The organism is Planomonospora sp. ID91781 (assembly GCF_015711595.1).
Taxonomy (GTDB): domain Bacteria; phylum Actinomycetota; class Actinomycetes; order Streptosporangiales; family Streptosporangiaceae; genus Planomonospora; species Planomonospora parontospora.
On record NZ_JABTEY010000001.1, the window covers coordinates 3574074 to 3595987 of the forward strand.

Sequence of the window (21914 nt, forward strand, 5' to 3'; positions counted from 1 at the left end):
TTACCGGAAAATGGGCTATATGAGTCACCCCGTTACGAGGCTCACCGCCGCGGCCCTGGCCGCCGCGCTGGGCGGCGCCCTCCTCCAGACCCCCGCCGCGGCCGCGGTCCCGGCCGCCCGCACGGGCCCCGCGACCGCCGCGGTCCCGGCGCTCACCGTGGCCGCCGGGACCTCCGGCGCCTCGTCGGCCGCCAAGCCGCGGTTCACCGCCTCGGTCCGCTACGACAAGTACGTCCGCCGGGGCGGTTACGTGACCTACCGGGTCAAGGTGACCAACAAGGGCGGTTACCGGGGCCAGGCCTACGCCCTGCTCGGCGGGAGCTTCCCGTCCGGGACCCGGCGGATCAAGGTGGTCGCCAAGCCGCGCAGCATCAGCTGCAAGACCAGGGGCCGGACCCTGAGCTGCTGGATCACCTCGCTCGACAACGGCGACACCACCTCGGTGACGGTCCGCGCCTGGCTGCGCCCCGCCAAGCGCGGAAAGTACGTCCCGAGGTTCGGGGTCGCCTACACCGCGGACCGCGACGCCGACCGGAGCCGGCTGTTCCGCACGATCCGCTTCAAGAAGCTCACCGGGACCCGGATCCTCTGAGCGCGTAGCCGAACAGGGCGCTCCCGGCGCCGGTGGCGAGAGTCCGCGCCGTCGCCGGGCGCACCCCCGTCTGCGCCCTCTCCCGCGTGCCTCCGCGCAGCAGGACGAGCCTGCCCGAGGCCGGCGCGGCCACGACCAGGCCCCGCCCGGGCACGATGGCCAGCGCCGCGCCGAAGTCGCCTCCGCGACCGGTGACCAGCAGGTCGTTCCGCTTCGTCAGGCCGCCGGACCGGGTCCCGGCGAGCACCTGGACGGCGTTCTCCCCCGGTGCCCCGATCGCCAGCTCGTCGTCGCCGTCCCCGTTGAGGTCCCCGGCCGCCAGCGCCGCGCCGAACCGGTCGAAGTAGCGCGGCACGCCGTCGAGCCCCCGCTGGGAGAAGGCCTCGGAGGTCGCGGTCCGCAGGCCCCGCGCCGAACCGCGGACGGTCACCACGGTCCCGTCGCCGTAGTCCATCGCCCGCTGGTTCGCGGTCAGGCCCTCACCCGGCACCCCGACGGCCAGGTCGGCGCGGCCGTCGGCGTCGAAGTCCCCCGTCGCCAGCGCGGCGCCGAAGGCGTCCCAGGGCTCGGCGGCGCCGGCGACGCCCGGACTGTCCTGGGTGAGACGCAGGGCCTCGCGCCGCCGCACGTCGAGCACGGTGACCGAGCCCTCCCCGCTCTTGCGGAGGCTGTCGGCGGGCGCGCCCACCGCGATCTCCGCCCGGCCGTCGCCGTCGAAGTCGCCGGTCGCGAGCACCGACCCGAACTGGTCGGTCTTCCGCTCCCGCTGCCCCACCCAGCGGGTCCGCTGCGTGACGACGTACGGCCTGCGGCCCCGGGTCCCGTGCACCCCGACGCCGCCCCCGCCCAGCCCCGGGATCCCGATCACCAGCTCGTCGTCGCCGTCCCCGTCCAGGTCCCCGGCGGCCAGCGCCGCACCGAACCGGTCGGGCCCGCGCCCGCGTCCCAGATCCCCGGCGTCGAGCACCGCACCGGGCCGCAGTCCGCCGGGCGAGCCGCGGAAGAGCTGGACCACGCCCCTGCCGTCGGAACCCGGCCCCGGCCGGTCCTCCTCCGAGACCCCGACGGCCAGGTCCGCGCAGCGGTCGCCGTCGAAGTCGCCGGTCGCCAGCGCCGAGCCGAACGCGTCCCCGGTCTCGGCCTCTCCCGGCACCCCGGGGTCGTCCTGGGTGAGCCGCCGCTCGGTGCGCATGCCGTACAGGACCGTGACGGAGCCCGCGCGGGCGTGGCCGCCCACCTCCGTGTACGGCGCGGCGACCGCGAGGTCGGCGCGGCCGTCTCCGTCGAAGTCGGAGGGCACGCCGGAGCACGCCCGGAAGGCCGCCGGAGCCGGAGCCGGGACCGGACCGGAGGACGGCCAGGCGGGAGGGCCCGGCGCGGAGGCCGTCCGGGTGGGAGGGCCCGGGGCCACGGGGGAGACGGGGAGGGCCGGAGCCGCGGGGAAGGCGGGGAGGGCCGGGGCCGCGGGGAAGGCGAGGGCGGTGGCCAGCGCGGCGGAGGCGAGGAGCATTGCTCTCATAACCGGGATGTTCTCCGGCGTTTCGGGCTCCCCTCCCTCCGCCACGTGAACGATATGTGGCCGGTTTCGGTAGAGCGCGTGCCAGGATGAGCAGATGGACATCGACCTGGCTGATCTGGGGTTCTGGCGCCGTCCGATGAAGGAGCGGCACGAGGCGTTCGCGAGGCTGAGAGAGCTGGAGCGGCCGGTGTTCTTCACCGAGAAGCGGGTGCCGCTGCTCCGGTCCGGCAGCGGGTTCTACGCGCTGGTGCGCCACGCCGACGTGGTGGAGGCCAGCCGCAACGCCAAGGTGTTCTCCAGCGAGCCGGCGGCGAGCAGCCCCGAGCCGCCGGGCTGGGTCAAGCACGTGTTCGGCGAGTCGATGGTCAACATGGACGACCCCCGCCACGCCCGGCTGCGCCGGATCGTCTCGCGAGCGTTCAGCCCGAAGATGCTCGCCAACCTGCAGGGCGACATCGAGAAGGCCTGCGCCCGGATCGTCGACGACGCCGTGGCGGCGGGCCCGGGCGGCGACTTCGTCGAGCAGGTGGCCGCCCGGCTGCCGATCCACGTCATCTGCGACATGATGGGCGTCCCGGACGACCTGCGTGAGCAGGTCCACCGGCACGTGGACGTCTCCACCGCCTACACCGGCGTGCGGCCCAGCCTCGCCCGGACCGTGCGGATGGCCGTGGGCAACATGCTGGCCCTGCTCGCCCTGCAGCGCATGGTGATCGGCCTGGGCCGGGAGCGGGCTGCGGAGCCCCGCGACGACCTGGTCTCGGCGCTGGTCACCGCCAACGTCGACGGGGAGCGGCTGACCGACCGCGAGCTCGGCTCGTTCTTCGCGCTGCTGCTCGTCGCCGGGAACGAGACGGCGCGCAACACCATGGCGCACGGCATCAAGCTGCTCACCGACAACCCCGAGCAGCGGCGGCTGCTCTGCGAGGACTTCGACGGCCGCATCGGCGGCGCGATCGAGGAGATGGTCCGCTACGTCTCGCCCATCATGCAGTTCCGCCGGACCGTCACCGAGGATTACGACCTGCGCGGCCTGCACCTGAAGCCGGGCGACAAGGTCGTGCTCTTCTACGGCTCGGCCAACCGCGACGAGACGGTCTTCCCCGACGCGGACCGGTTCGACATCACCCGCGACGCCAAGGGGCACGTGGGCTTCGGCGGCCCGGGCCCGCACTTCTGCCTGGGGGCCAACCTCGCCCGCCAGGAGATCCGGACGATGTTCCGCGAGTTGTTCACCCGGCTGCCGGACGTGCGGTCGGTGGGCGAGCCGGAGCTGCTGCTGTCCAACTTCGACAACAGCGTGCGGAGCCAGCGGTTCACCTTCTGAACGGCGCCGATGCCTGTCCGGACGGGTGAGGGCGCCGTTTCCGACGAACCGTGCAATGGTGGACGAATCATTCAATCGCTTGACTGTATGATTCATTCATGTTGTCATGACGGGCATGCTGTACGGCACGCCCGCGCTGGACGCGGTGGACGAGAAGGTCCTCGCCGAGATCGAGGACATGCGCACCGACCTGCGGCACCGGCTCGCCGAGACGCACCGCTGGGACGGCCAGCTCCGCAGGCACCTGCAGGCGCTGGCCATCCAGGGGTCGAACGCGATCGAGGGCTACCAGGCGAGCGCCGAGGACATCGGGTCGATCATGGCGGGGGAGGAGCCGCTGGACGCCTCTCCGGCGGTGGCCAGGGAGATCGCCGGATACCAGCAGGCGATGACCTACATCCAGTTGCTGTCCCGGGCCGCGGTCTTCCGCTACGACGCCGGCCTGCTGCACGCGCTGAACTTCATGATGATCGGCCACCACCGGGACAAGACGCCGGGCACGGTCCGGCCGGGCGCGATCTTCATCCGGAACTCCCGCACGGGCGAGGTCGTCTACGAGGGCGCGGACGTGGAGACGGTGCCCGGCCTCCTCGACGAGCTGGTCGACTGGCTCAACACGGGCGACCTGGACGCCCCCGGCTACGTCCGCGCGGCCATGGCCCATTTCAACCTGGTGAACATCCACCCGTGGCGGGACGGCAACGGCCGGGGCTCCCGGGCGCTGCAGAGCCTGGTGCTCGGCCGCGACCGCATCCTCACCCCGGAGTTCGCCTCGATCGAGGAGTGGCTCGGGCAGGGGGAGACGACCTACGAGTACTACCGGGTGCTCGGCGAGGTCGGCCGGAAGCGGTGGAGCCCGCACGGCGACACGCTCCCCTGGGTCAGGTTCAACCTCCGCTGCCACCACATGCAGGCGCAGAAGGTCCGGCAGCGGCTGCGCGAGGCCGGCGAGGTGTGGACCGTGCTGGAGGAGGGGGTCGACGCCGACGGCCTGCACACCCGCTGCGTCTCGGCGCTGTACGAGGTCTTCGTCAACCGGCGGCTGCGCCGCACCATGTACCAGGCGGACGAGTCGCTCAGCCAGGGCCAGGCCGCCCGGGACCTGCGCGAGCTGACGGCCAAGGGCTGGCTGCGGCCGTACGGTGAGACCAAGGGCCGGTTCTACGCCCCCGGCCCGAGGATGGAGGTGATCAAGGCCGACTTCGCCGCCCGGCTGGTCCCCCTCCGCGACCCCTACCGGCGGGAGTAGCCCGCCGCGTGTCACGGCGCCCCGTCAGTCGAAATCCACGTCCCGGGGAAGGTCCCGGCTCCGAGGGAACTCGGTCTCGGCGTCCCAGGCGGGTTCGGAGAGAAGGAAACGTGCGAAGCCGGACGGTTCCGTTTCGGGAGCCCCGTCGGCAGGTGCGGTCGGCGGTGGGGCCTGGGCGGGGAGAGCCGGGGGTGGCGGAGAGGCGGTCAGCACGTTCTCCCGGATGGTGACGAAGGCGGCCAGCGCCGAGACCGCCATCATCGCCGCGCCGATCAGCATCGCCGTGCGGAAGCCCGCCGTGAAGACGGCCGGAGAGGTGAAGGCGTCCCCGGTCAGCCCGGCCAGCGGCGGGATCGCGGCCACCGCGAGCAGGCTCCCGGTGCGGGCCACGGCGTTGTTGACGCCGCTGGCCACCCCGGCGTAGCGCTCCTCGGCGGCGGCCAGCACCGTCGCGGTGAGCGGCGCGACCGCCGCCGACAGGCCCAGGCCGAACAGGGACACCGGGAGCAGCACGTCCACCGCGTAACCGGAGCCCTCGCCGATCCGGGCCATCCAGAGCAGCGCGGCGGCGCAGACCAGGATGCCCGCGGTCATCGGGAGCCGAGGCCCGATCCTCCTGGCCAGCTCGCCCGCGTGAGACGACAGCAGCAGCATCAGCACCGTCACCGGGATCATCGCCGACCCGGCGAGCAGCGGGGAGAAGCCCGAGGAGACCTGGAGCTGCACCACCAGCAGGAAGAACACCACGCCCATCGCGGCGTACATGACGAACGTGACGGCGTTGACGGCGGTGAACACCCGGGAGGCGAACACGCCGACCGGCACCAGCGCCTGTGGTGAGCGCCGGACCTGCAGCCAGGCGAACGCCGCGCCCAGCGCGGCGCCGAGGATCAGCGGGAGCGAGAGCAGGTCGATGAGGCCGTAGGTGATCCCGGCCAGCGCCGCGGCGGCCAGCACCGCCCCGAGCACGTCGAACCGTCCGCCGGCCGAGGCGTCCCGGCTCTCCGGCACGTGCCGTACGGTGACCGCCACCACGAGCGCGGCCACCGGAAGGTTGATCAGGAACACCCACCGCCAGCCCGCCGCGTCCACCAGCCACCCGCCGAGCAGCGGCCCGACCGCCGCGGCCACCCCGCCCAGCCCGGACCAGGCGCCGATCGCCCGGGGCCGGTCCCCGGGCTCGAAGGACGCCTGGATGATCGCCAGGGAGCCCGGGGTGAGCAGCGCCCCGCCGACGCCCTGCAGCGCCCGCGCCGCGACGAGCGTCTCCAGGTCGGGAGCCAGCCCGCACAGGGCCGAGGCCAGGGCGAACCAGACCACGCCGATGAGGAAGACCCGGCGCCTGCCGTACCGGTCGCCGAGCGCGCCGCCGAGCAGGATCAGGCCGGCGAGCGTGAGCGTGTAGGCGTTGACCGTCCACTGCAGTCCGGCCATGCCAGCGTCCAGATCGGCGCCGAGCGCGGGCAGCGCCACGTTGACGACCGTGCCGTCCAGCAGGGCGATGCCCGAGCCGAGCACGGTGGCCAGCAGCACCCACCGCCCGGCGGGCGAGGCGAACCGGATGCGGCCGTCGTTCATTTCGATCATCGTCCTCGGTGTCCGTCGCGGCCCGTCCGGTCCATCGGGGTCCCGGCCGGGCGGCGGGCCGCGTTCCAGGACCGTGCGAACAACGGGCCGCACCGCCTGATTCCCCGCCGCGCGGCCGGGACCCCGGAATGCGGGAAGTGTCGGCGATCTCTGGTAGGACGGGTCCGTCGCGTTCCGCCTGACAGGAGCCCCGGATGGACCACAGCGAGTTCAACGACAGCGTCGGCAACCTCTCCGAGGGGGCCTACGCCGGACTGCCGATCGCGCACGCGCCCGAGGAGGACGGCGAGGAGCTTCCCGCCGCCGACCGGGCGGCGTGGCGGATCGCGGTGGAGACCTACGACCCGGAGGAGACCTTCGAGGAGCGGTTCGCCCGCTTCCTGGCGAGGGTGGACACCACGCAGGTCAAAGCGCTGATCATCGGCGGGTGGGCGGAGGCCTACGAGGAGGACAGCTCCGCGGTCGTCCGGCTGCTCACCGGCGACGCGGCGCGGTTCCCGGCACTGCGCTCGCTCTTCCTCGGCGCGATGGAGTCGGAGGAGTGCGAGATCTCCTGGATCCAGCAGAGCGACGTCACTCCGCTGCTGGAGGCGTTCCCGCTGCTGGAGCGCCTGGAGGTGCGCGGCGGGAGCGGGCTGGAGCTGCGGCCGGTCCGGCATGAGGCCCTGCGGACCCTCCGGTTCGAGACCGGCGGGCTGCCCGCCGGGGTGGTGCGCGCGGTGGGCGCCTGCGAGTTCCCCGCACTGGAGCACCTGGAGCTGTGGCTCGGCGTCTCCGACTACGGCGGCGACGCCACGGTCGCCGACCTGGAGGGCATCCTGTCGGGGGAGCGGCTGCCGGCGCTGCGGCACCTGGGGTTGCAGGACAGTGAGATCCAGGACGAGGTCGCGGCGGCGGTGGCGTCGGCGCCGGTGGTGGCGCGGCTGGAGTCGCTCGCCCAGTCGATGGGCGTGCTGACCGACGCCGGAGCCGAGGCGCTGCTGACCGGCCAGCCGCTGACCCACCTGAAGCGGCTGGACCTGCACCACCACTACCTGAGCGACGCGATGGCCGAGCGGATCCGCAGGGCGCTGCCGGAGGTCGAGATCGACCTGACCGAGCGGGAGGACCCCGACGACGAGTGGCGCTACGTCGCCGTGGGCGAGTGACCCGGTGAGTCTTCTGAGAAATCCGGACGAGGGCCTCAGCCGATTCGCGAGCCTCCCCATGTCGACCTTCACGCACTCCGACGGTCCCGGTGACGGGCCGCTGCGGGCGGAGGCGTGGCGCCTTTGGCACAACTACGTGCACAGCGGCCGGGACGTGAGCTACGAGGACTACTTCGCCGGGTTCGTCGAGAGCGTGGACACCGAGGCCGTCCGCGAGCTGGTCCTCGGCTGCTGGGGCTCCTCCTGGGAGGACTCGGCGGAGGAACCGATCGACCTGCTCACCCAGGCCGCCGACCGGTTCCCGAACCTGCGGCTCATCGCGCTGGGCGACATCCCCTCCGACGAGGCCGAGATCTCCTGGATCCGCCAGGGGGACCTGACGCCGCTGCTGGGGGCCTTCCCACGGTTGGAGGTGCTGGAGGTCAGGGGAGGCGAGGGTCTCGGACTCCGCCCGCTCGCGCATGACTCGCTGAGAGCGCTGCGCGTGGAGTCCGGCGGCCTCGACGGCGCCGTGGTCCGCGCCGTCGGCGGATCGGACCTTCCCGCGCTGGAGCACCTGGAGCTGTGGCTCGGCGTCTCCGACTACGGCGGCGACGCCACGGTCGCCGACCTGGCGGAGATCCTGTCGGGGGAGCGGCTGCCGGCGCTGCGGCACCTGGGGCTGCAGGACAGTGGGATCCAGGACGAGGTCGCGGCGGCGGTGGCGTCGGCGCCGGTGGTGGCGCGGCTGGAGTCGCTGGCGCTGTCGATGGGGACCCTGTCGGACGCCGGGGCCGAGGCGCTGCTGACCGGCCAGCCGCTGGGGCACCTGCGCACGCTCGATCTGCGCCACCACTACGTCAGCCCGTCCATGGCGGAACGGCTCGCCGGGGCGCTGCCGAGGACCGCCGTGCTCCTGGGCGAAGCGCGCAAGCCGTACGACTTCGATCCGGACGGCCGCTACGTGGCGGTGTCGGAGTGAGCGGCGGTCCGGCCCTGGCGGTCGTCGGCACGCCCGGCGACCGGCGGGTGACGATGTTCGCCGACGCCTGCGCCCGGTACGGCCTGCGCCCGCCCGGGGTGGTCCCGTGGACCTCCGTGCTGCGCGGCGAGGAGATCCGGCTGGAGCCCGGGACGCTCGTCCGGATCGACTCGCCCGGCGAGGATCCCGAGGCCGACGCGCTGCTGCGCGGGCCCGGCGAGCCGTCCCGGGTGGGCGGCGGCGCGCGCTGGCACGCCTCCCTCACCGCCGGGACCGCGCGGGTCCGCGAGGCCGTACGGCGCACGCCCGGCGCGGTGCTGCTGGCCGACCCCGATGAGATCGCGGTGATGTTCGACAAGCGGCTCTGCCACGCCCGGCTGGCGGCGGCCGGGGTGCCGGTGCCGCCCGCGCTGCCCGGGCCGGTCGAGGGCTACGCCTGTCTGCGGCGGCGGCTGGACGAGGCCGGCTGGGGCCGGGTGTTCGTCAAGCCCGCGCACGGCTCGTCGGCCTCCGGGGTCATCGCCCTGCACGCCGCCGGGAGCCGGGTCAGGGCGGTGACGTCGGTGGAGCTGTCGGACGGCGGGCTGTACAACTCGCTCCGGGTGCGCTCCTACGACCGGGAGGCCGAGCTGGCGGTGATCGTCGACCGGCTGGCGCGGGACGGGCTCCACGTCGAGCGCTGGTTCCCCAAGGCGGGCGTGGGCGGGCTCACCTTCGACCTGCGGGTGGTCGTCGTGGACGGCGTGCCCACGCACGCGGTCGTGCGCGCCGGCCGCGCCCCCATGACGAACCTGCACCTGGGCGGGGTGCGCGGCGATCTGGACGCGGTCCGCGACCGGCTCGGCGCGCCGGGGTGGGCGCGGGTGCTCGACGCGTGCGCGCGGGCGGCGGCGTGCTTCCCCGGCAGCCCTGCCGTCGGGGTCGACGTGATGGTCGGCACCGACTGGCGGAGCGTGGCGGTGGCGGAGGTCAACGCCTTCGGCGACCTGCTGCCCGGGTTGACCGGCCTGTCGGGGAGCGGGGCCGAGGGGCTGGACGCCTACGGCGCCCAGGTGCGGGCGGTCCTCGCCGGATGGCGCGGGCCCGCTCCCGTGGCGGGTTCGCGGGTGCGGGCCCTCCGGGCGGGCCGGGGCACGGAAGCGGGTCGGGAAGCGGAGGCGGGCCCGCGGCGAGCCGTACGGGCCGCCCGGGGTGCGGAGGCGGGCGTGTGACGCGGGACATGAACCGGATCGTGGGGAGCCACGACCTGCTGCTGGTGACGCTCGACACGCTCCGCCACGACGTGGCCGACGAGCTGCTGCGGGCCGGGCGGCTGCCCAACCTGGCGCGGGCGCTGCCCGGCGGGCGGTGGGAGCGGCGGCACAGCCCCGGCAGCTTCACCTACGCCGCGCACGCCGCGATCCTCGCCGGGTTCCTGCCGACCCCGGCCGCGCCGGGGCCGCACCCCCGGCTGTTCGCGGCCACCTTCCCGGGCAGCGAGACCACGGGGCAGGGAACCTGGGTGTTCGACGCGCCGGACCTGCCCACGGGGCTGGCGGCGGCGGGCTACCGCACGATCTGCGTCGGCGGGGTGGGGTTCTTCAACAAGCTCACCCCGCTGGGGTCCGTGCTGCCGGGCATGTTCGCCGAGAGCCACTGGGAGCCGGGGTTCGGGGTGACGTCTCCCACCTCGTTCGAGGAGCAGGTCGCGTGCGCCGAGCGGGCCGTCGCGCGGGCGGACGGGCCGGTGTTCCTGTTCGTCAACGTCTCCGCGCTGCACCAGCCGAACTGGTTCCACCTGGCCGGCGCGACCCGCGAGCACGGTGACGGCGCCGAGAGCCACGCCGCCGCGCTGGAGTACGTCGACCGGCACATCGGCAGGCTCTTCGCACTGGTCAGCAGGGAGCGGCCGGGGTTCGCGATCGTCTGCTCCGATCACGGCACCGCCTACGGTGAAGACGGATACGTCGGGCATCGGATCGGTCATGAGGTGGTCTGGACGGTGCCCTACGGCGAGTTCGAGCTGAGGCAGGGAGAGTGGCGTTGACCTCGATTTCCGCACGGGCGACGGGGACGGCGGAGGCGGCCTCTCCCCCCGGAGGCGGCCGCGGGCCGGAGCCCGGTCCCGCACCCGGACCCGGCCCGGTGCCGCTCCCCGATCCCGGCCCGGTCCCCGGCGGGGGGACCGGCGGCGGAGGCCTCGACGCGGGGACCGGCCCCTACCAGGGATACGTCTACGCCTATCCGCACAAGACGGCCTACCGGCCGCTGGACCCGCGTCCGCCGCTGCGGGAGGTGTGGGCGGGCGAGCCGACCGGCAGCCTCTTCCTCTACCTGCACATCCCGTTCTGCGAGATGCGCTGCGGGTTCTGCAACCTGTTCACCCGGACCGGCGCACCCGAGGAGCTCGTCGCCGCCTATCTGGACGCGCTGGAGCGCCAGGCGCACGCCGTACGGGACGCCCTGGACGCGCCGGAGTTCGTCACCGCGGCGATCGGCGGCGGCACGCCGACCTACCTGAGCGCGGGCGAGCTCACCCGGCTCTTCGACCTCACCGAGAAGACCATGGTGGACCTGCGGGCCGTCCCCCTGTCGGTGGAGACCTCGCCCGCCACCGCGACCGCCGACCGGCTCGCGGTGCTGGCCGAGCGGGGCGCGACGCGCGTCTCCATCGGCGTGCAGAGCTTCGTCGACGCCGAGGCCCGCGCGGCGGTGCGGCCGCAGCGGCGGGCCGAGGTCGAGGCGGCGCTCGGCCGGATCCGGGAGGCCGGGTTCGAGGCGCTCAACCTCGACCTGATCTACGGCATCGACGGGCAGACCGAGCGGTCGTGGCGGCACTCCCTGGACGCGGCGCTGGCGTGGCGGCCCGAGGAGATCTACCTCTACCCGCTGTACGTCCGCCCGCTCACCGGCCTCGGCCGCCGGGCCCGCGACTGGGACGACCACCGGCTCGGCCTGTACCGCCAGGGCCGCGACCACCTGCTGGCCGCCGGGTACGAGCAGGTGTCGATGCGGATGTTCCGGCTGCCCGGGACGGGGAGCGCCACCGAGTACTGCTGCCAGAGCGACGGCATGGTCGGCCTCGGCTGCGGGGCCCGCTCCTACACCTCCGGTCTCCACTACTCCTACGAGTACGCGGTGGCCGCCGGCCAGGTGCGCGCGATCATCGATGACTACGTACGGCTCGCGCCCGAGGAGTTCGCGGTCGCCAACGTCGGCTTCCGGCTCGACCCGGGGGAGCGGCGCAGGCGCCATCTGATCCAGTCGCTGCTCCAGGCCGAGGGCGTGGACCCGGCCGCCTACCGGGACCGGTTCGGCACCGAGGCGGCCGAAGACTTCGGCGGTGAGCTGGCGCTCCTCGCCGAGCGCGGCTGGCTGGAACCGGCCGGCCGATCGGAGGACGGGGCGGCCCGGATCCGGCTGACCGCCGAGGGGCTCGCGCACTCCGACGCGATCGGCCCGGCGCTCTTCTCCGGCCGGGTCCGCGCGCTGATGGCCGGGTACGAGGCCCGGTGAACGCCCGCCCGCGCCCGCCGGCCGGCGCTCTGAGCGGTGCCGGTGGTCCCGGTGGCGGCGAGCACCGGTGCCCCCCGTCGAGCGGTCCGAGCGGCGTCGGCGCGCCCGGCGGCTCCGGCGACGGCGACCACCTGTCGATCCTCTACCGGGGACCGCTGGCGAGCTGCGACTACGACTGCCCCTACTGCCCGTTCGCCAAGCGCCGCGACAGCCCGGAGCGGCTGCGGGCCGACCGGGCGGCGCTGGAGCGGTTCACCGACTGGGTGGCCGGGTGCGACCACCCGGTCTCCGTGCTGTTCACTCCGTGGGGCGAAGGGCTCGTCCGGTCCTGGTACCGCCGGGCGATGACCGGGCTCAGCCACCTGCCGCACGTCCGCCGGGTCGCCATCCAGACCAACCTCAGCAGCCGGACCGACTGGCTCGCCGGGGCCGACCTGGGCACGCTCGCCCTCTGGGCGACCTACCACCCCGGCCAGGTCGACTACGGGCGCTTCCTCGGCAGGTGCCGTGACCTGGCCGGCCTGGGCGTGCGGTTCAGCGTCGGCGTCGTCGGCCTGCCCGAGCACCTGGAGCAGGCCCGCAGGCTCCGGGCCGACCTGCCGGAGGGGGTGTACCTGTGGGTGAACGCCGCCGAGGGACACCTCTACACCGACGCCGAGGCGGACGACTGGACGGCGATCGACCCGCTGTTCCGGCACAGCCGCTTCCCGCACCGCAGTGCCGGGCAGGCCTGCCGTACCGGTGACAGCGTCGTCTCGGTGGACGGCGACGGCACCGTGCGGCGCTGCCACTTCGTCCCGGCCGTGCTGGGCAACCTGTACGACGGGACGTTCCGGCGCCGGGTCCGGCCGTGTCCGGCGGCGCTGTGCGACTGCCACATCGGCTACGTGCACCTGGAGCCGACCGGCCTGTACGACGTGTTCGCCGGCGGCGTCCTGGAGCGCATCCCGCACGGCTGGTGACACGCGCCGAGCCGCGTCCCGCCTTCGGCGGCTCCCCGGCGGGGGTGTTCCTCCGGCGGCGCCGGAGGAACACCCGGTGGCAGCGGACCTCCCGGTGGCAACGGCAAGAGAGCGGCCCCACGACCGTGGGACCGCTCTCTCACTGACTGACCACCAGAAGGTCCCCCCATGGGAGGGGCGGTGTCTCCACGGGAGGGCGGCCCCCGTTTCGACGGTTCACGCCCGGTCGTCTCCGGCCGGCGGAGACGACCGGGATGGATCTCTCCTCCGGCGCCGGCGCCCGGTGAGATGAAGCCGGGTGCGCCGCCGCGCTCAGTCGTCCAGGAAGAGGATCAGTTGTCGATGATGCCGAGGATGGCGATGTCGATGAGGTCGTTCAGGACCTCGTTGTGGTTGCTGCGGTCGATGTAGGTGAAGTTGGGCCGGTCGTAACCGCGGCCGTAGTCCCCGTCGCCGGCCGACGCGGGGCCGGCGACCGCCAGGCTGGCGAGGCCCGCGACGCCGGTGAGGACCGCCCCGGCGAGAATGCGACGAATCATGGGTTTTCCTCCATGGGAACGAAACGGAGCACTGTCGGTGACTCCGGCGGCGGACCGCGTCCGGCCGGCCGCTCGGCGTCGTGAACAAGCATCGCTCCCGGAAAGAGCGCCGCTCCGCCGGGTTCCTGCAGTGTCGGGCCAAGGCCGGGTGATGCTTTCTTGGCCGCCCCCGCCGTTTCGCCCGCGCCGCCGGGAGGTATCCGCGCGGCCGGGAGGCATCAGGTCTCGCGCTCGGGGTGGTAGTCGGCCTCGGACAGGCCGAAGGTCCAGGCGACGCCCTCGCGGGCGGTGCCGGTGGCGGGCGGGACCCGCAGCCAGTACTTCCGGAAGGTGCCGTCGGGTTCGGCGGTGGAGTTGACCACCTCGACCATCACGACGGGCTCGTCGTCGGGCAGGTCGATCCGCCAGAGGACGCCGGTCTCGTCCCGGTGCAGCGGGGTCGCGCCGGACTCCGCCAGATAGCGGTCGTAGCCGAAGTGCTCCAGCATCACCCGGCGCAGCTCGGCGTTCTCCTCGGCGCGGATGCGCGCGGGGGTCAGCCCCGCCATGGACGCGGCGAAGTCCGCGGGGACGGGCATGCCGCCCCAGGCGTGCACCGCGAAGCCGTCGGGGAAGAGCAGGGCCGGACCGTCGGCGCGGTGCAGGCGGTGCAACTCGTCGAGGTGCAGCTCGGCGGGGCGCTCGCAGACGACGGCCACCCGCTCGAACGGCCACCACCAGCCCGCCGACCGGGCGACCCGGGCGAGTCCCTCGGTCTCCGGCCTGCCCAGCGCGTCGAAGAGCGCCAGCCAGGCGGCGTCCTGCTGGCCCAGCACGGCGTCCAGCGTCGAACCCCGGAGCGCGGCCCCGGCCTCCTCGGTCTCCTCCGCCGCGGCGACGCCCCGCCGGATCTGCGCGGCCAGGTCGCCGACCGGGCCCCAGAGCCGGCCTCCCGTCAGGGACCAGGCCAGCGACCAGTCGGCGGTGCCGAGCGAGGCGTGCACGGCGGCCCTGGCCAGCTCCCACTGCCGGGTCCTGACCTCCTCGCGGACCGGTCTGCCGGCGCCCGGCGCGGTGGCGGCCCGCGCGCCCGCGAGCGGCGAGTCGACCCAGACGATCTCCTCGGGCTCCGCCAGACCGGCGGTGCGGTAGGCCAGCCGCACCCCGGCCTCGGCTCCGGGGCGGTCGGCGGCTCCGGAGCGGAAGGCGACCTCCTCCCAGTCGCGGGCCGTGGCGGTCAGGGCGTCGGCGAGTTCGATGGTGACGGTCATCTCGTCGGTCTCCCGGGATCAGTCGGCGACGACGCGGAACGCGCCGGGGACGTATTCGCGCTGGCGCTGCACGCGGTACCACCCCTTGGGGAGGGGGATCGCGGCGTGCTCCTCGTGGACCACGCGGCCTCCGGAGGGAAGGTGGAGGAAGTCGGGATCCATCGGATGCGGGCTCCGGACCAGGGCTCCGGGGCCGACGACGGCGTGGGCGTGGCCGGTCGCCTCGCCCAGGGCCAGCACCAGCCGGCCGCCGGGATCGCGCGGCGCGGAGGGGGCCGTGCGGACGGCCGCGGGCACGGCCTCCTCGGGGACGGGCACGATCAGGATGTCACCCTGGCGGTACATGGCTGGCTGGTCTCCTCGGGTCGGGGTCGATCGCAAGCTAGCCCTCGCCACCGACATTCCAGCGGTTCCGGGACGACGGACCCGGACCTGCTCCCGGCCCGCGGTCCGGCGCGGCTCCCGGCCTGGCCCCGATCGTCCTTCCGGCCGGGCTCCCGGGACGGAAGGAGCACGATCGAAACGGGGACCGCGGGCGGAACCGGTGCGATTCCGGCTGGCTACGGCGATGCACGCCTTTTTCCGAGGAGAACGACAGAAAAGCGGCTCCACGGCCGGGAATTGGCCGTGGAGCCGCTCTCGATTGCGCTGATCAACGCTCCAGAAGTTTCCCCGGAATCGGGGTGGTGTTTACAGGGAAGACGGTTTCCTGTTTTGGAGGACATTCACCTGGTGAATGCTTCCGCTCGGCGGGAACGCCGGGGGCGGACCGTCTCCGGACGGGCGTGTCCGATCTCGGGACCGGGCGCGCCGTCGCGCAGAGAGGATCAGTTCTCGATGATGCCGAGGAGCGCGAGGTCGAGGAGGTCGTTCAGGACCTCGTTGTGGTTGCCACCGTTGACGTAGGTGGTGCCGCGGTCGTGACCCCAGTCGCCGGCCGAGGCGGTCCCGGCGACGGCCAGGGCGCCGACGCCCACGAGACCTGCGATGGCCGCACCGGCGAGAATACGACGGATCATGATTTTTCCTCCATGGGAATGGAACGGGGAACTTTTCGGCTTCCGCGGTGGGCCGCATCCGGCCGTCCGCAGGTCGCCGCGAATAAGCATCCCGTACCGGCGGCGTGGTTTCAGCGAATTAACGCCATGATTGATCAAAGCCTGGTGACGGTTCTTTTAAGGTCGTCGCCGGTTTTATTGATTCGCTGATCGCGGCCGTTGTTTTGTTTCTTCCGGACCGGCTCCCAGCGCGCGGAGCACGAATCCGGAGACGATGTCCTCGGCGTCCTCCACCGTCACCGTGCCGTCGAGCAGCGGCAGCCGTTCCGCGCCAATGACGGCGAGGATGAGCCGCGCGGTGGCGGGCACGTCGACGGCCTGGAAGTCGCCCGAGGCCACGCCGCCCTCGATGATGCCGGTCAGGATCCGCTGCATCGGCGCGACGTGCTCGGCCAGCCGCTGGTAGGCGTCGGGCCCCAGGGCGGCCGACAGGTCGGCGGGCCCGGGGTGCGGGTGGGCGAGGAGCCCGGCCAGCTGGAGCCGGACGAACGCCCGCAGCCGCTCGGCGGGTGAGGCGTCGTCGGCGAGCTCGCGCTCGTAGGCCTCGATGAAGTAGTGCGTCACCCGCTCGGTGAAGGCCAGCAGCAGCGCGGCCTTGTCCGGGAAGTAGTTGTACAGCACGGTGCGGGTGATCCCCGCCTCGCCGGCCACGTCGGTCATGGAGATGGCGTCGATGCCCTGGCCCCGGGAGAGCCGCGAGACCGCCTGCAGGATGCGCTCCCGCGTCTGTGCGCGGTGCTCGCCTATCGTCGCGGCCGAAATGCGGGGCATGGGCCCATCGTCGCACATGCCCGGCGCGCCGGCCGGGGAGTCGCGTGGGGCGCCGGCCCGGTCGGCCGCTCGGCCGGGGACCCGGCTGCTCGTGCGGGCGCGGGCCCGGCCGACCGGCCGGATGACGGGGCCGGTGGCGGCCGGAGCGTCACGGTCAGGCCGCGGGCTCGGCTCGCGCCACCCGGCCGAGGTCGGCCAGGACCTCGGTGTTGAGCTGGTAGGCGAGCCTGGTCTCGCGGATGATGCGCTGCTTCTCGGGCTCGTCCACCGGCAGGGCGTCCAGCCGGGCGCGGTAGGCGTCCTTGAACCGGGGCAGGCTGCCGACCCGGTCGAAGCGGTAGAAGTCGACCCCGCCGCCGGGTCCGAAGCCGTAGATCTTCTCCAGCTCCATCCGGATGAACTGCCCGCCGGACAGGTCGCCCATGTAGCGGGTGTAGTGGTGGGCGATGTAGCCGCCGGGCCAGGCGGCGACCTGGTTGATCCGGGCGACCAGGGTGAGGGTCGGCTTGGAGGGCTCGATCCGGTCCGCCCAGCGGGCGCCGTAGACCGTCTCCAGGTCGCGGACCAGCGCCTCCTCCCGGTAGAGCTCGGGCAGGACGAACGGCCCGGCGACCGGGTCGCCGGCGAGCTCCCGGGAGGCGCCGTCGAGCGCGACGTAGGCGAAGTAGTGCTGGGCCACCAGCTCGCCGTAGGCCTCGCGGCTGAGCCGCCCGGCCATCAGCGCCTTGAGGTAGCCGTCGTCCTCGGCGGAGGCGTGATCGCCCCAGGTGGCGGTCCTGAGTACTTCGGAGAACGGCGCCTGGCTCATGATCACTCCGTGTCGCAGGGGACTTTCATGACAGAGTGTCACAAAGAATCGGCGGGCACGTCAAGGTGATGATGACACCTTGTCGTGAAAGCGGGGACGCGGCGGTCCCCGGCCGACCCGGCGCCATGCGGTGGCCCCTGAGCCGCTTCTGCGGCACGTGGCGATCCCTGAGCCGCTTCTGCGCCATGCGGTGGCTCCTGAGCCGTCCCTCCGGTACGCCGTGGTCCTTGAGCCGTCCTCCCCGCATGCGGCGTCCGCGTCCGGCGCGCGGCGGGGTCCCGATGTGCGGCCCGCCGTCCGGGACGGCCCCGGCGTACGGCCCGCAGTCCGGCGCCGGCCGTACCGGCCAGGGCGAGCAGCGCGGTGACCACCGCCAGCCAGCCCAGGCGGTGCGCGAGCCAGCCGGGGTCGGCGGGGGAGGAGAGCAGCCCGGGGACGTCCCCGAAACGGAGCGCCGCGACGGCGGTCACGGACAGGGCCGTCTGGTGCCAGAGGAAGACCGTCATCGCCGACAGGTTGACCAGTGCGATCACCGTCCACAGGCGGGGCCGCCGCATCAGCCGGGCCAGCCGTCCGCGGACCAGCAGGGCCAGCCCCACCTGGGCGAGGCCGAAGCAGACGGCGGCGAGCGTCGGAGGGCTGAGGTTGGACACCTCCGCCCCGGTCACCCCCACCATGCTCGCCGGATACCCGGCCGCGGCCACCAGGAGCACCGCCCCGGCCGCGCCTCCGGCCAGCAGCGCGCCCGCCGCCCGCCGCGAGGCGAGCATGCCGCCCGCCCAGCCCATCCCCAGCGCGTACGGCACCAGCCACCCGGCCGCGAGGTTCACCCAGCCGAGCCGGTCGAGCCAGGCGGGACCACCGGGCCAGAACCTGGCCGCGTCCACGGCGAGCACCACCGCGGCCGCCGAGGCGGCCGTGACGCCCGGCCGCAACCGCGCCAGCAGCGGGGTGGCGGCGGTCAGCGCGGCGAAGACCGCGAGGAACCAGAGCGGCGCGAGCGCCGGCAGCGCCAGGGCCCGGACCGTCGTCCAAGGCGTGCCGTGCAGCGTCAGCCCCGCGACGATCCCCGCCCAGACCAGCAGGAGCGGCATCACCGGCCGGAGCAGCCGCGCGGCCCGGCTCCGCAGCCACGCCCGGACGCCCGGAGTCGAACGCAGGCTCCGCGCCGCCGCGTAGCCGCCGACGAAGAAGAACACCGCCAGGGTCTGGAGCACCCAGGACAGCGGCGTGAACGCCGGCAGGTGGGCCAGCGGGCTGGAGATCACCAGCTTCCCGCCGGGGGCGGGCGCCCATGCGGTGACCAGCCAGTGGCCCAGGACCACCCCGCAGATCGCCAGCGCCCGGAGCGCGTCCACCCCGCGGTCCCTGCCCGCCGGAGTCGAGGCCTCGATCCGGTCCGCCCAGCGGGCCGCCCAGCCGGTCGCGGGGCCGTCCGGGGGGCCGTCCGCCCAGCCGGTCGCGGGGCCGGTCGCGGGGCCGGTCGCGGGGCGGAGGGCCTCGAGGTCAGCCACGGGACACCTCGGCGGCCCGCCCGAGGGCGATCAACGCGAGGTTGCGCAGCGACCGGCTGCCCGGCTCGAGGTAGTCGCTGTGCCCGGCGGCGCCCGTGGCGAAGATCCGGGAGCCGAAACCGGGTCCCGCCGGATCGGGGCCGAAGCCGAGCGGTCCGAAGCGGACCTTGGGGACGTGGCGCATCCAGTCGCGCGCGCCGCTTCCCGCCCACAGGCGCGTCCCGCCCAGCGCGGCGGCGGACGACACCCGCAGGCCGGGGCTGCCGAACACCGCCAGGTCGGAGACTCCCGTCCCGGGCACGGCCCCGGCGCACACCACCGACCCGTAGCTGTGGCAGAGCAGGGTGACCCGCTTGCCGCGGAGCGTGTCGGAGACGTAGCGGCGCAGCGCCCGGGCGCCTCGCTCGGCGGCCCCGCCGGTGGCGACGTGCAGGCTGACGGTCGCCGGGCTGTCGTAACCGAGCCAGGCGACCACCGCCAGCCGAGCCCCGGGGTCCAGTTCCCGCGCCTGCGCCAGCAGCGCCCGGGCACCGCCCCCCGGCGTGCTGTGCACCTTGGCCCGGCCGCCCTCGAAGGTGGCGGCGGTGGTGTCGGCGCCGGGGACGACGACGGCCACGTGCTCGGCCGTGCGCAGGTCGCCGTAGACCTTGACGATCCGATCGCCCGGCGGTTGCGGGACGATCACGTAGGTGAGCGCGGTGATCGCGCTCACGGCGAGCACGGGGCGGAGCATGCGGGCCTCCTGTCGGGTTCCGGGGACGTTCCGCGGAACACGACAGGACGCTACGAATCATGATCGATAACCCGCGTCACCCCGCGGAGCCCACCGCTCCGTCATCCTGGGGAGGGACGGGGACGACGGGCGGGCCCCTCGCGCGCGGCAGAGCAGGGACGGGGCCGCGCGACACCCGGCGGGGAACGTCCGGGACGGCGGACTCCGCCTGCCGGGGTCCGTCCGGGCGTTGCTTCCCCTGCCGGGGCGGCCCCGGGCGCGCGCCTCACTCGCCGGGGCGGACCACCCCTGTCTCGTAGGCGTACACGATCGCCTGGGCCCGGTCGCGCAGGCCCAGCTTGGCCAGGATCCGGCCGACGTGCGTCTTGACCGTCTGCTCCGAGAGCACGAGCTCTCCGGCGATCTCCTGGTTGGACAGGCCTCGGGCGATCAGGGCGAGGACCTCGGTCTCCCGCTCGGTGATGTCACCCGGACGGGCGCGCGGGCGGCTCGGCCCGACGCGGGCGAACTCCGCGATGAGCCGCCTGGTCACCGACGGCGCCAGCAGCGCCTCCCCGGCCGCGACCACCCGGACGGCCTCGGCCAACTGCTGGGCGGAGGCGTCCTTGAGCAGGAACCCGCTGGCCCCGGCCCGCAGCGCCTCGTAGACGTAGTCGTCGAGATCGAACGTGGTCAGGATCAGGATCTTCGGCGTGTGGCCGCCGGAGGAGAGGATCTCCCGCGTCGCCGCCAGCCCGTCCATGACGGGCATGCGCACGTCCATCAGCACGACGTCCGGCCGGAGTTCGGTCGTGCGGACCACGGCGTCCCGCCCGTCCACGGCCTCCCCGACGACCTCCATGTCGGGCTGGGAGTCCAGGAAGACGGTGAAGCCCGTCCGCACCATGCCCTGGTCGTCGGCGATGAGCACCCGGATCGGCATACGTCCTCCATGATCATGATTTGCCCGCGCTCGGGAGTATGGCAGCGACCGCGGAGACCGGGAACGGGGTCGCCTCCGGGAGCACGGCGGCCCGGGGTCAGAGGTCTTCGGGGAGCGGGAGCACGGCGGTGACCGCGAAGCCGCCGCCGGCCGGTCCGGCCCACAGCTTCCCGCCGAGCATGGAGACCCGCTCCCGCATCCCGAGCAGGCCGTGCCCCGCGTGCCGGGGGGCCTCCGCCCGCCCGGGGCCCTCGGGGGAGCGGCGCCCGCCGTCGTCCGCCACGTGGAGATGGAGCTCGTCGGCGGTCCGGGTGATCCGCACGGAGACGGCCGAGCCCGGGGCGTGCCGCATGGCGTTGCTCAGCGACTCCTGCACGATCCGGTAGGCCGACAGGCTCACCGCCGCGGGCAGCCCGGTCAGGTCGCCGCCCGGCTTGAGCGTCACGGTGAGCCCGGCCGAGCGCGCGGTGGCGACCAGTTCCTCCAGGCGGCCGAGGCCGGGCTGCGGCGCGGTGTCCCGCGCCCCGTCGGCGTCCCGCAGCACGCCCAGCACCCGCCGCATCTCGGTCATCGCGGTCAGCGAGAGCGTGCGGATCTCCGCCAGCCCCTCCTCCAGCAGCCGCGCCTCGCCCCGCGCCTTCAGCGGTACGGCCTCCGCCTGGATGGCGATGACGGACATGTGGTGGGCCACGATGTCGTGCAGCTCCCGGGCGATCCTGGCCCGCTCCTCCAGCACCGCCTGCCCGGCCAGGGCCTGCTCGCTGCGCCGCTCCTCCTCGGCCAGGAGCCTGACCGCCGTACGCCTGGCCCGGACGTTGTAGCCGAGCAGGACGGCCGCGGTCACCAGGCCTCCGCCGATGGCGATGACGCCGGTCTGGTCGAGCTGCGACTCGAGCCACCACACGCCCGCCACGGAGACGAGCCACGCGCCGATGGTGATGTGCCGCTCGCAGCGGACCGCGACGGCGTAGAGCACCAGCAGATACATGATCACGGTGTCGGCGGAGTAGGGCGTCTCCACGGCCTGCAGGCGGGTGATGATCCCCCAGGGGACCAGCACCGCCGCCAGCCGCCAGGCCGCCAGAGGCCAGCGGTCGCGCAGCACCAGCGGGAGCGCGGAGCAGGCGGCGGCGAACCGGATCTCCTCCCGGTCCAGCGGCAACGGCACGTTCGTCGCCTCCGTCTGCAGCATGGACTGCACGACGCTGAAAAGCACGAAGGCGAGGACGAGGTCGGCCAGCAGGACCAGGTCGATCGTGCGGAACGGCAGCAGGCCCAGGAAGCCCGGCACGCGGGGGGCGAGCCACCGGGAGCGGGGATGCGACGGGCCGGCCCTGCCGCTCCACAACGCGCCGGTGAGTGCGCGAGCCAGCCGGGCCAAGGGATTGCGGGCCCGGTCCCGCGAGGCGGGAGGAGGGGTCACCCGGCCAGTCTAGGAGAGGGACCATGCGCGCACGTCACCCCGGGGGAGGGCCTTCC

21 protein-coding genes are annotated in these 21914 nt (G+C 74.2%); 9 read left to right on the top strand and 12 right to left on the bottom strand.

The genetic code is table 11. The features are described 5' to 3' along the window. Positions 1-19: 19 nt before the first annotated feature. On the top strand, positions 20-592 hold the full coding sequence (locus HS048_RS16190; RefSeq protein WP_068893978.1) for a hypothetical protein: 573 nt from the start codon (positions 20-22) through the stop codon (positions 590-592). On the opposite strand, the gene HS048_RS16195 is transcribed toward HS048_RS16190, so the two are convergent. After that, a complete protein-coding gene (locus HS048_RS16195) occupies positions 570-2111 on the bottom strand; it encodes an FG-GAP repeat protein (RefSeq protein WP_230880848.1) in 1542 nt (513 codons plus the stop codon). The genes HS048_RS16190 and HS048_RS16195 overlap by 23 nt on opposite strands. Positions 2112-2205: 94 nt before the next feature. Between HS048_RS16195 and HS048_RS16200 the strand changes: the two genes are divergently transcribed. Continuing rightward, complete coding sequence (locus HS048_RS16200; protein WP_196467355.1) at positions 2206-3438, top strand: cytochrome P450; 1233 nt, start codon at positions 2206-2208, stop codon at positions 3436-3438. A 106-nt stretch (positions 3439-3544) separates the two neighbouring features. Beyond that, positions 3545-4687, top strand: coding sequence for a Fic family protein (locus tag HS048_RS16205; protein WP_230880849.1), 1143 nt, complete (start codon positions 3545-3547; stop codon positions 4685-4687). A 24-nt stretch (positions 4688-4711) separates the two neighbouring features. Here HS048_RS16205 and HS048_RS16210 read toward each other — a convergent pair whose 3' ends face one another. After that, complete coding sequence (locus tag HS048_RS16210; RefSeq protein WP_230880850.1) at positions 4712-6265, bottom strand: MFS transporter; 1554 nt, start codon at positions 6263-6265, stop codon at positions 4712-4714. Positions 6266-6468: 203 nt separating this feature from the next. Here HS048_RS16210 and HS048_RS16215 point away from each other — a divergent pair, with 203 nt between their 5' ends. The 6 genes from HS048_RS16215 (at position 6469) to HS048_RS16240 (ending at position 12840) form a co-directional block, all read left to right on the top strand. Continuing rightward, positions 6469-7422 carry an STM4015 family protein gene (locus HS048_RS16215; protein WP_196467356.1) on the top strand — a complete coding sequence of 318 codons (954 nt, stop codon included), beginning with the start codon at positions 6469-6471 and terminating at the stop codon, positions 7420-7422. Between the two features lie 58 nt (positions 7423-7480). Continuing rightward, positions 7481-8383, top strand: a complete 903-nt coding sequence (locus HS048_RS16220; protein WP_196467357.1) for an STM4015 family protein — start codon at positions 7481-7483, stop codon at positions 8381-8383. Beyond that, positions 8380-9594 carry an STM4014 family protein gene (locus HS048_RS16225; RefSeq protein ID WP_307832503.1) on the top strand — a complete coding sequence of 405 codons (1215 nt, stop codon included), beginning with the start codon at positions 8380-8382 and terminating at the stop codon, positions 9592-9594. Before HS048_RS16220 ends, HS048_RS16225 begins: the two co-directional genes overlap by 4 nt. Positions 9595-9602: 8 nt before the next feature. Continuing rightward, the gene (locus HS048_RS16230) at positions 9603-10409 is read left to right on the top strand and encodes an STM4013/SEN3800 family hydrolase (RefSeq protein ID WP_068894403.1); all 807 of its coding nucleotides are present in this window, start codon (positions 9603-9605) and stop codon (positions 10407-10409) included. After that, entirely contained in the window at positions 10406-11878 is a 1473-nt protein-coding gene (locus tag HS048_RS16235) for an STM4012 family radical SAM protein (RefSeq protein WP_255529578.1), read from the top strand. Before HS048_RS16230 ends, HS048_RS16235 begins: the two co-directional genes overlap by 4 nt. A 131-nt stretch (positions 11879-12009) precedes the next feature. Further along, positions 12010-12840, top strand: a complete 831-nt coding sequence (locus HS048_RS16240) for an STM4011 family radical SAM protein (RefSeq protein ID WP_196467957.1) — start codon at positions 12010-12012, stop codon at positions 12838-12840. Positions 12841-13172: 332 nt separating this feature from the next. Here the strand turns inward: HS048_RS16240 and HS048_RS16245 are convergent, their stop codons facing one another. The 10 genes from HS048_RS16245 to HS048_RS37200 all read right to left on the bottom strand — a co-directional run bounded on the left by HS048_RS16245 (position 13173) and on the right by HS048_RS37200 (position 21858). Then, complete coding sequence (locus HS048_RS16245; RefSeq protein WP_068893973.1) at positions 13173-13379, bottom strand: hypothetical protein; 207 nt, start codon at positions 13377-13379, stop codon at positions 13173-13175. Positions 13380-13597: 218 nt separating this feature from the next. Then, positions 13598-14629, bottom strand: a complete 1032-nt coding sequence (locus HS048_RS16250; RefSeq protein ID WP_196467358.1) for a DUF6745 domain-containing protein — start codon at positions 14627-14629, stop codon at positions 13598-13600. A gap of 18 nt (positions 14630-14647) precedes the next feature. After that, positions 14648-14974: a hypothetical protein gene (locus HS048_RS16255; RefSeq protein WP_068893971.1), complete on the bottom strand. Its 327-nt coding sequence runs from the start codon at positions 14972-14974 to the stop codon at positions 14648-14650. A gap of 482 nt (positions 14975-15456) precedes the next feature. Further along, positions 15457-15648, bottom strand: coding sequence for a hypothetical protein (locus HS048_RS16260; protein WP_068893970.1), 192 nt, complete (start codon positions 15646-15648; stop codon positions 15457-15459). A 174-nt stretch (positions 15649-15822) separates the two neighbouring features. Further along, entirely contained in the window at positions 15823-16458 is a 636-nt protein-coding gene (locus HS048_RS16265; protein ID WP_191897286.1) for a TetR/AcrR family transcriptional regulator, read from the bottom strand. Positions 16459-16612: 154 nt separating this feature from the next. Then, positions 16613-17266 carry a heme oxygenase (biliverdin-producing) gene (locus HS048_RS16270; protein ID WP_068894400.1) on the bottom strand — a complete coding sequence of 218 codons (654 nt, stop codon included), beginning with the start codon at positions 17264-17266 and terminating at the stop codon, positions 16613-16615. Between the two features lie 38 nt (positions 17267-17304). Then, positions 17305-18780 (bottom strand): acyltransferase, encoded by a 1476-nt coding sequence (locus HS048_RS16275; protein WP_196467359.1) that lies wholly within the window; start codon positions 18778-18780, stop codon positions 17305-17307. Beyond that, positions 18773-19513, bottom strand: a complete 741-nt coding sequence (locus HS048_RS16280; protein WP_196467360.1) for an alpha/beta hydrolase — start codon at positions 19511-19513, stop codon at positions 18773-18775. The genes HS048_RS16275 and HS048_RS16280 overlap by 8 nt, the downstream gene beginning before the upstream one ends. Positions 19514-19778: 265 nt before the next feature. Further along, positions 19779-20435, bottom strand: a complete 657-nt coding sequence (locus HS048_RS16285; RefSeq protein WP_196467361.1) for a response regulator transcription factor — start codon at positions 20433-20435, stop codon at positions 19779-19781. A 97-nt stretch (positions 20436-20532) separates the two neighbouring features. Beyond that, on the bottom strand, positions 20533-21858 hold the full coding sequence (locus tag HS048_RS37200) for a sensor histidine kinase (protein ID WP_153054034.1): 1326 nt from the start codon (positions 21856-21858) through the stop codon (positions 20533-20535). Between the last annotated feature and the right edge of the window lie 56 nt (positions 21859-21914).

Excerpts from the sequence above, each read along its gene's own strand:
- HS048_RS16210 (WP_230880850.1), bottom strand. The coding sequence starts at position 6,265 with ATGAACGACGGCCGCATCCGGTTCGCCTCGCCCGCCGGGCGGTGGGTG.
- HS048_RS16215 (WP_196467356.1), top strand. The coding sequence starts at position 6,469 with ATGGACCACAGCGAGTTCAACGACAGCGTCGGCAACCTCTCCGAGGGG.
- HS048_RS16250 (WP_196467358.1), bottom strand. The coding sequence starts at position 14,629 with ATGACCGTCACCATCGAACTCGCCGACGCCCTGACCGCCACGGCCCGC.
- HS048_RS16260 (WP_068893970.1), bottom strand. The coding sequence starts at position 15,648 with ATGATCCGTCGTATTCTCGCCGGTGCGGCCATCGCAGGTCTCGTGGGC.
- HS048_RS16220 (WP_196467357.1), top strand. The coding sequence starts at position 7,481 with ATGTCGACCTTCACGCACTCCGACGGTCCCGGTGACGGGCCGCTGCGG.
- HS048_RS16205 (WP_230880849.1), top strand. The coding sequence starts at position 3,545 with ATGACGGGCATGCTGTACGGCACGCCCGCGCTGGACGCGGTGGACGAG.
- HS048_RS16265 (WP_191897286.1), bottom strand. The coding sequence starts at position 16,458 with ATGCCCCGCATTTCGGCCGCGACGATAGGCGAGCACCGCGCACAGACG.
- HS048_RS16200 (WP_196467355.1), top strand. The coding sequence starts at position 2,206 with ATGGACATCGACCTGGCTGATCTGGGGTTCTGGCGCCGTCCGATGAAG.
- HS048_RS16195 (WP_230880848.1), bottom strand. The coding sequence starts at position 2,111 with ATGAGAGCAATGCTCCTCGCCTCCGCCGCGCTGGCCACCGCCCTCGCC.
- HS048_RS16245 (WP_068893973.1), bottom strand. The coding sequence starts at position 13,379 with ATGATTCGTCGCATTCTCGCCGGGGCGGTCCTCACCGGCGTCGCGGGC.
- HS048_RS16280 (WP_196467360.1), bottom strand. The coding sequence starts at position 19,513 with ATGCTCCGCCCCGTGCTCGCCGTGAGCGCGATCACCGCGCTCACCTAC.
- HS048_RS16230 (WP_068894403.1), top strand. The coding sequence starts at position 9,603 with ATGAACCGGATCGTGGGGAGCCACGACCTGCTGCTGGTGACGCTCGAC.
- HS048_RS16285 (WP_196467361.1), bottom strand. The coding sequence starts at position 20,435 with ATGCCGATCCGGGTGCTCATCGCCGACGACCAGGGCATGGTGCGGACG.
- HS048_RS16190 (WP_068893978.1), top strand. The coding sequence starts at position 20 with ATGAGTCACCCCGTTACGAGGCTCACCGCCGCGGCCCTGGCCGCCGCG.
- HS048_RS16270 (WP_068894400.1), bottom strand. The coding sequence starts at position 17,266 with ATGAGCCAGGCGCCGTTCTCCGAAGTACTCAGGACCGCCACCTGGGGC.
- HS048_RS16255 (WP_068893971.1), bottom strand. The coding sequence starts at position 14,974 with ATGTACCGCCAGGGTGACATCCTGATCGTGCCCGTCCCCGAGGAGGCC.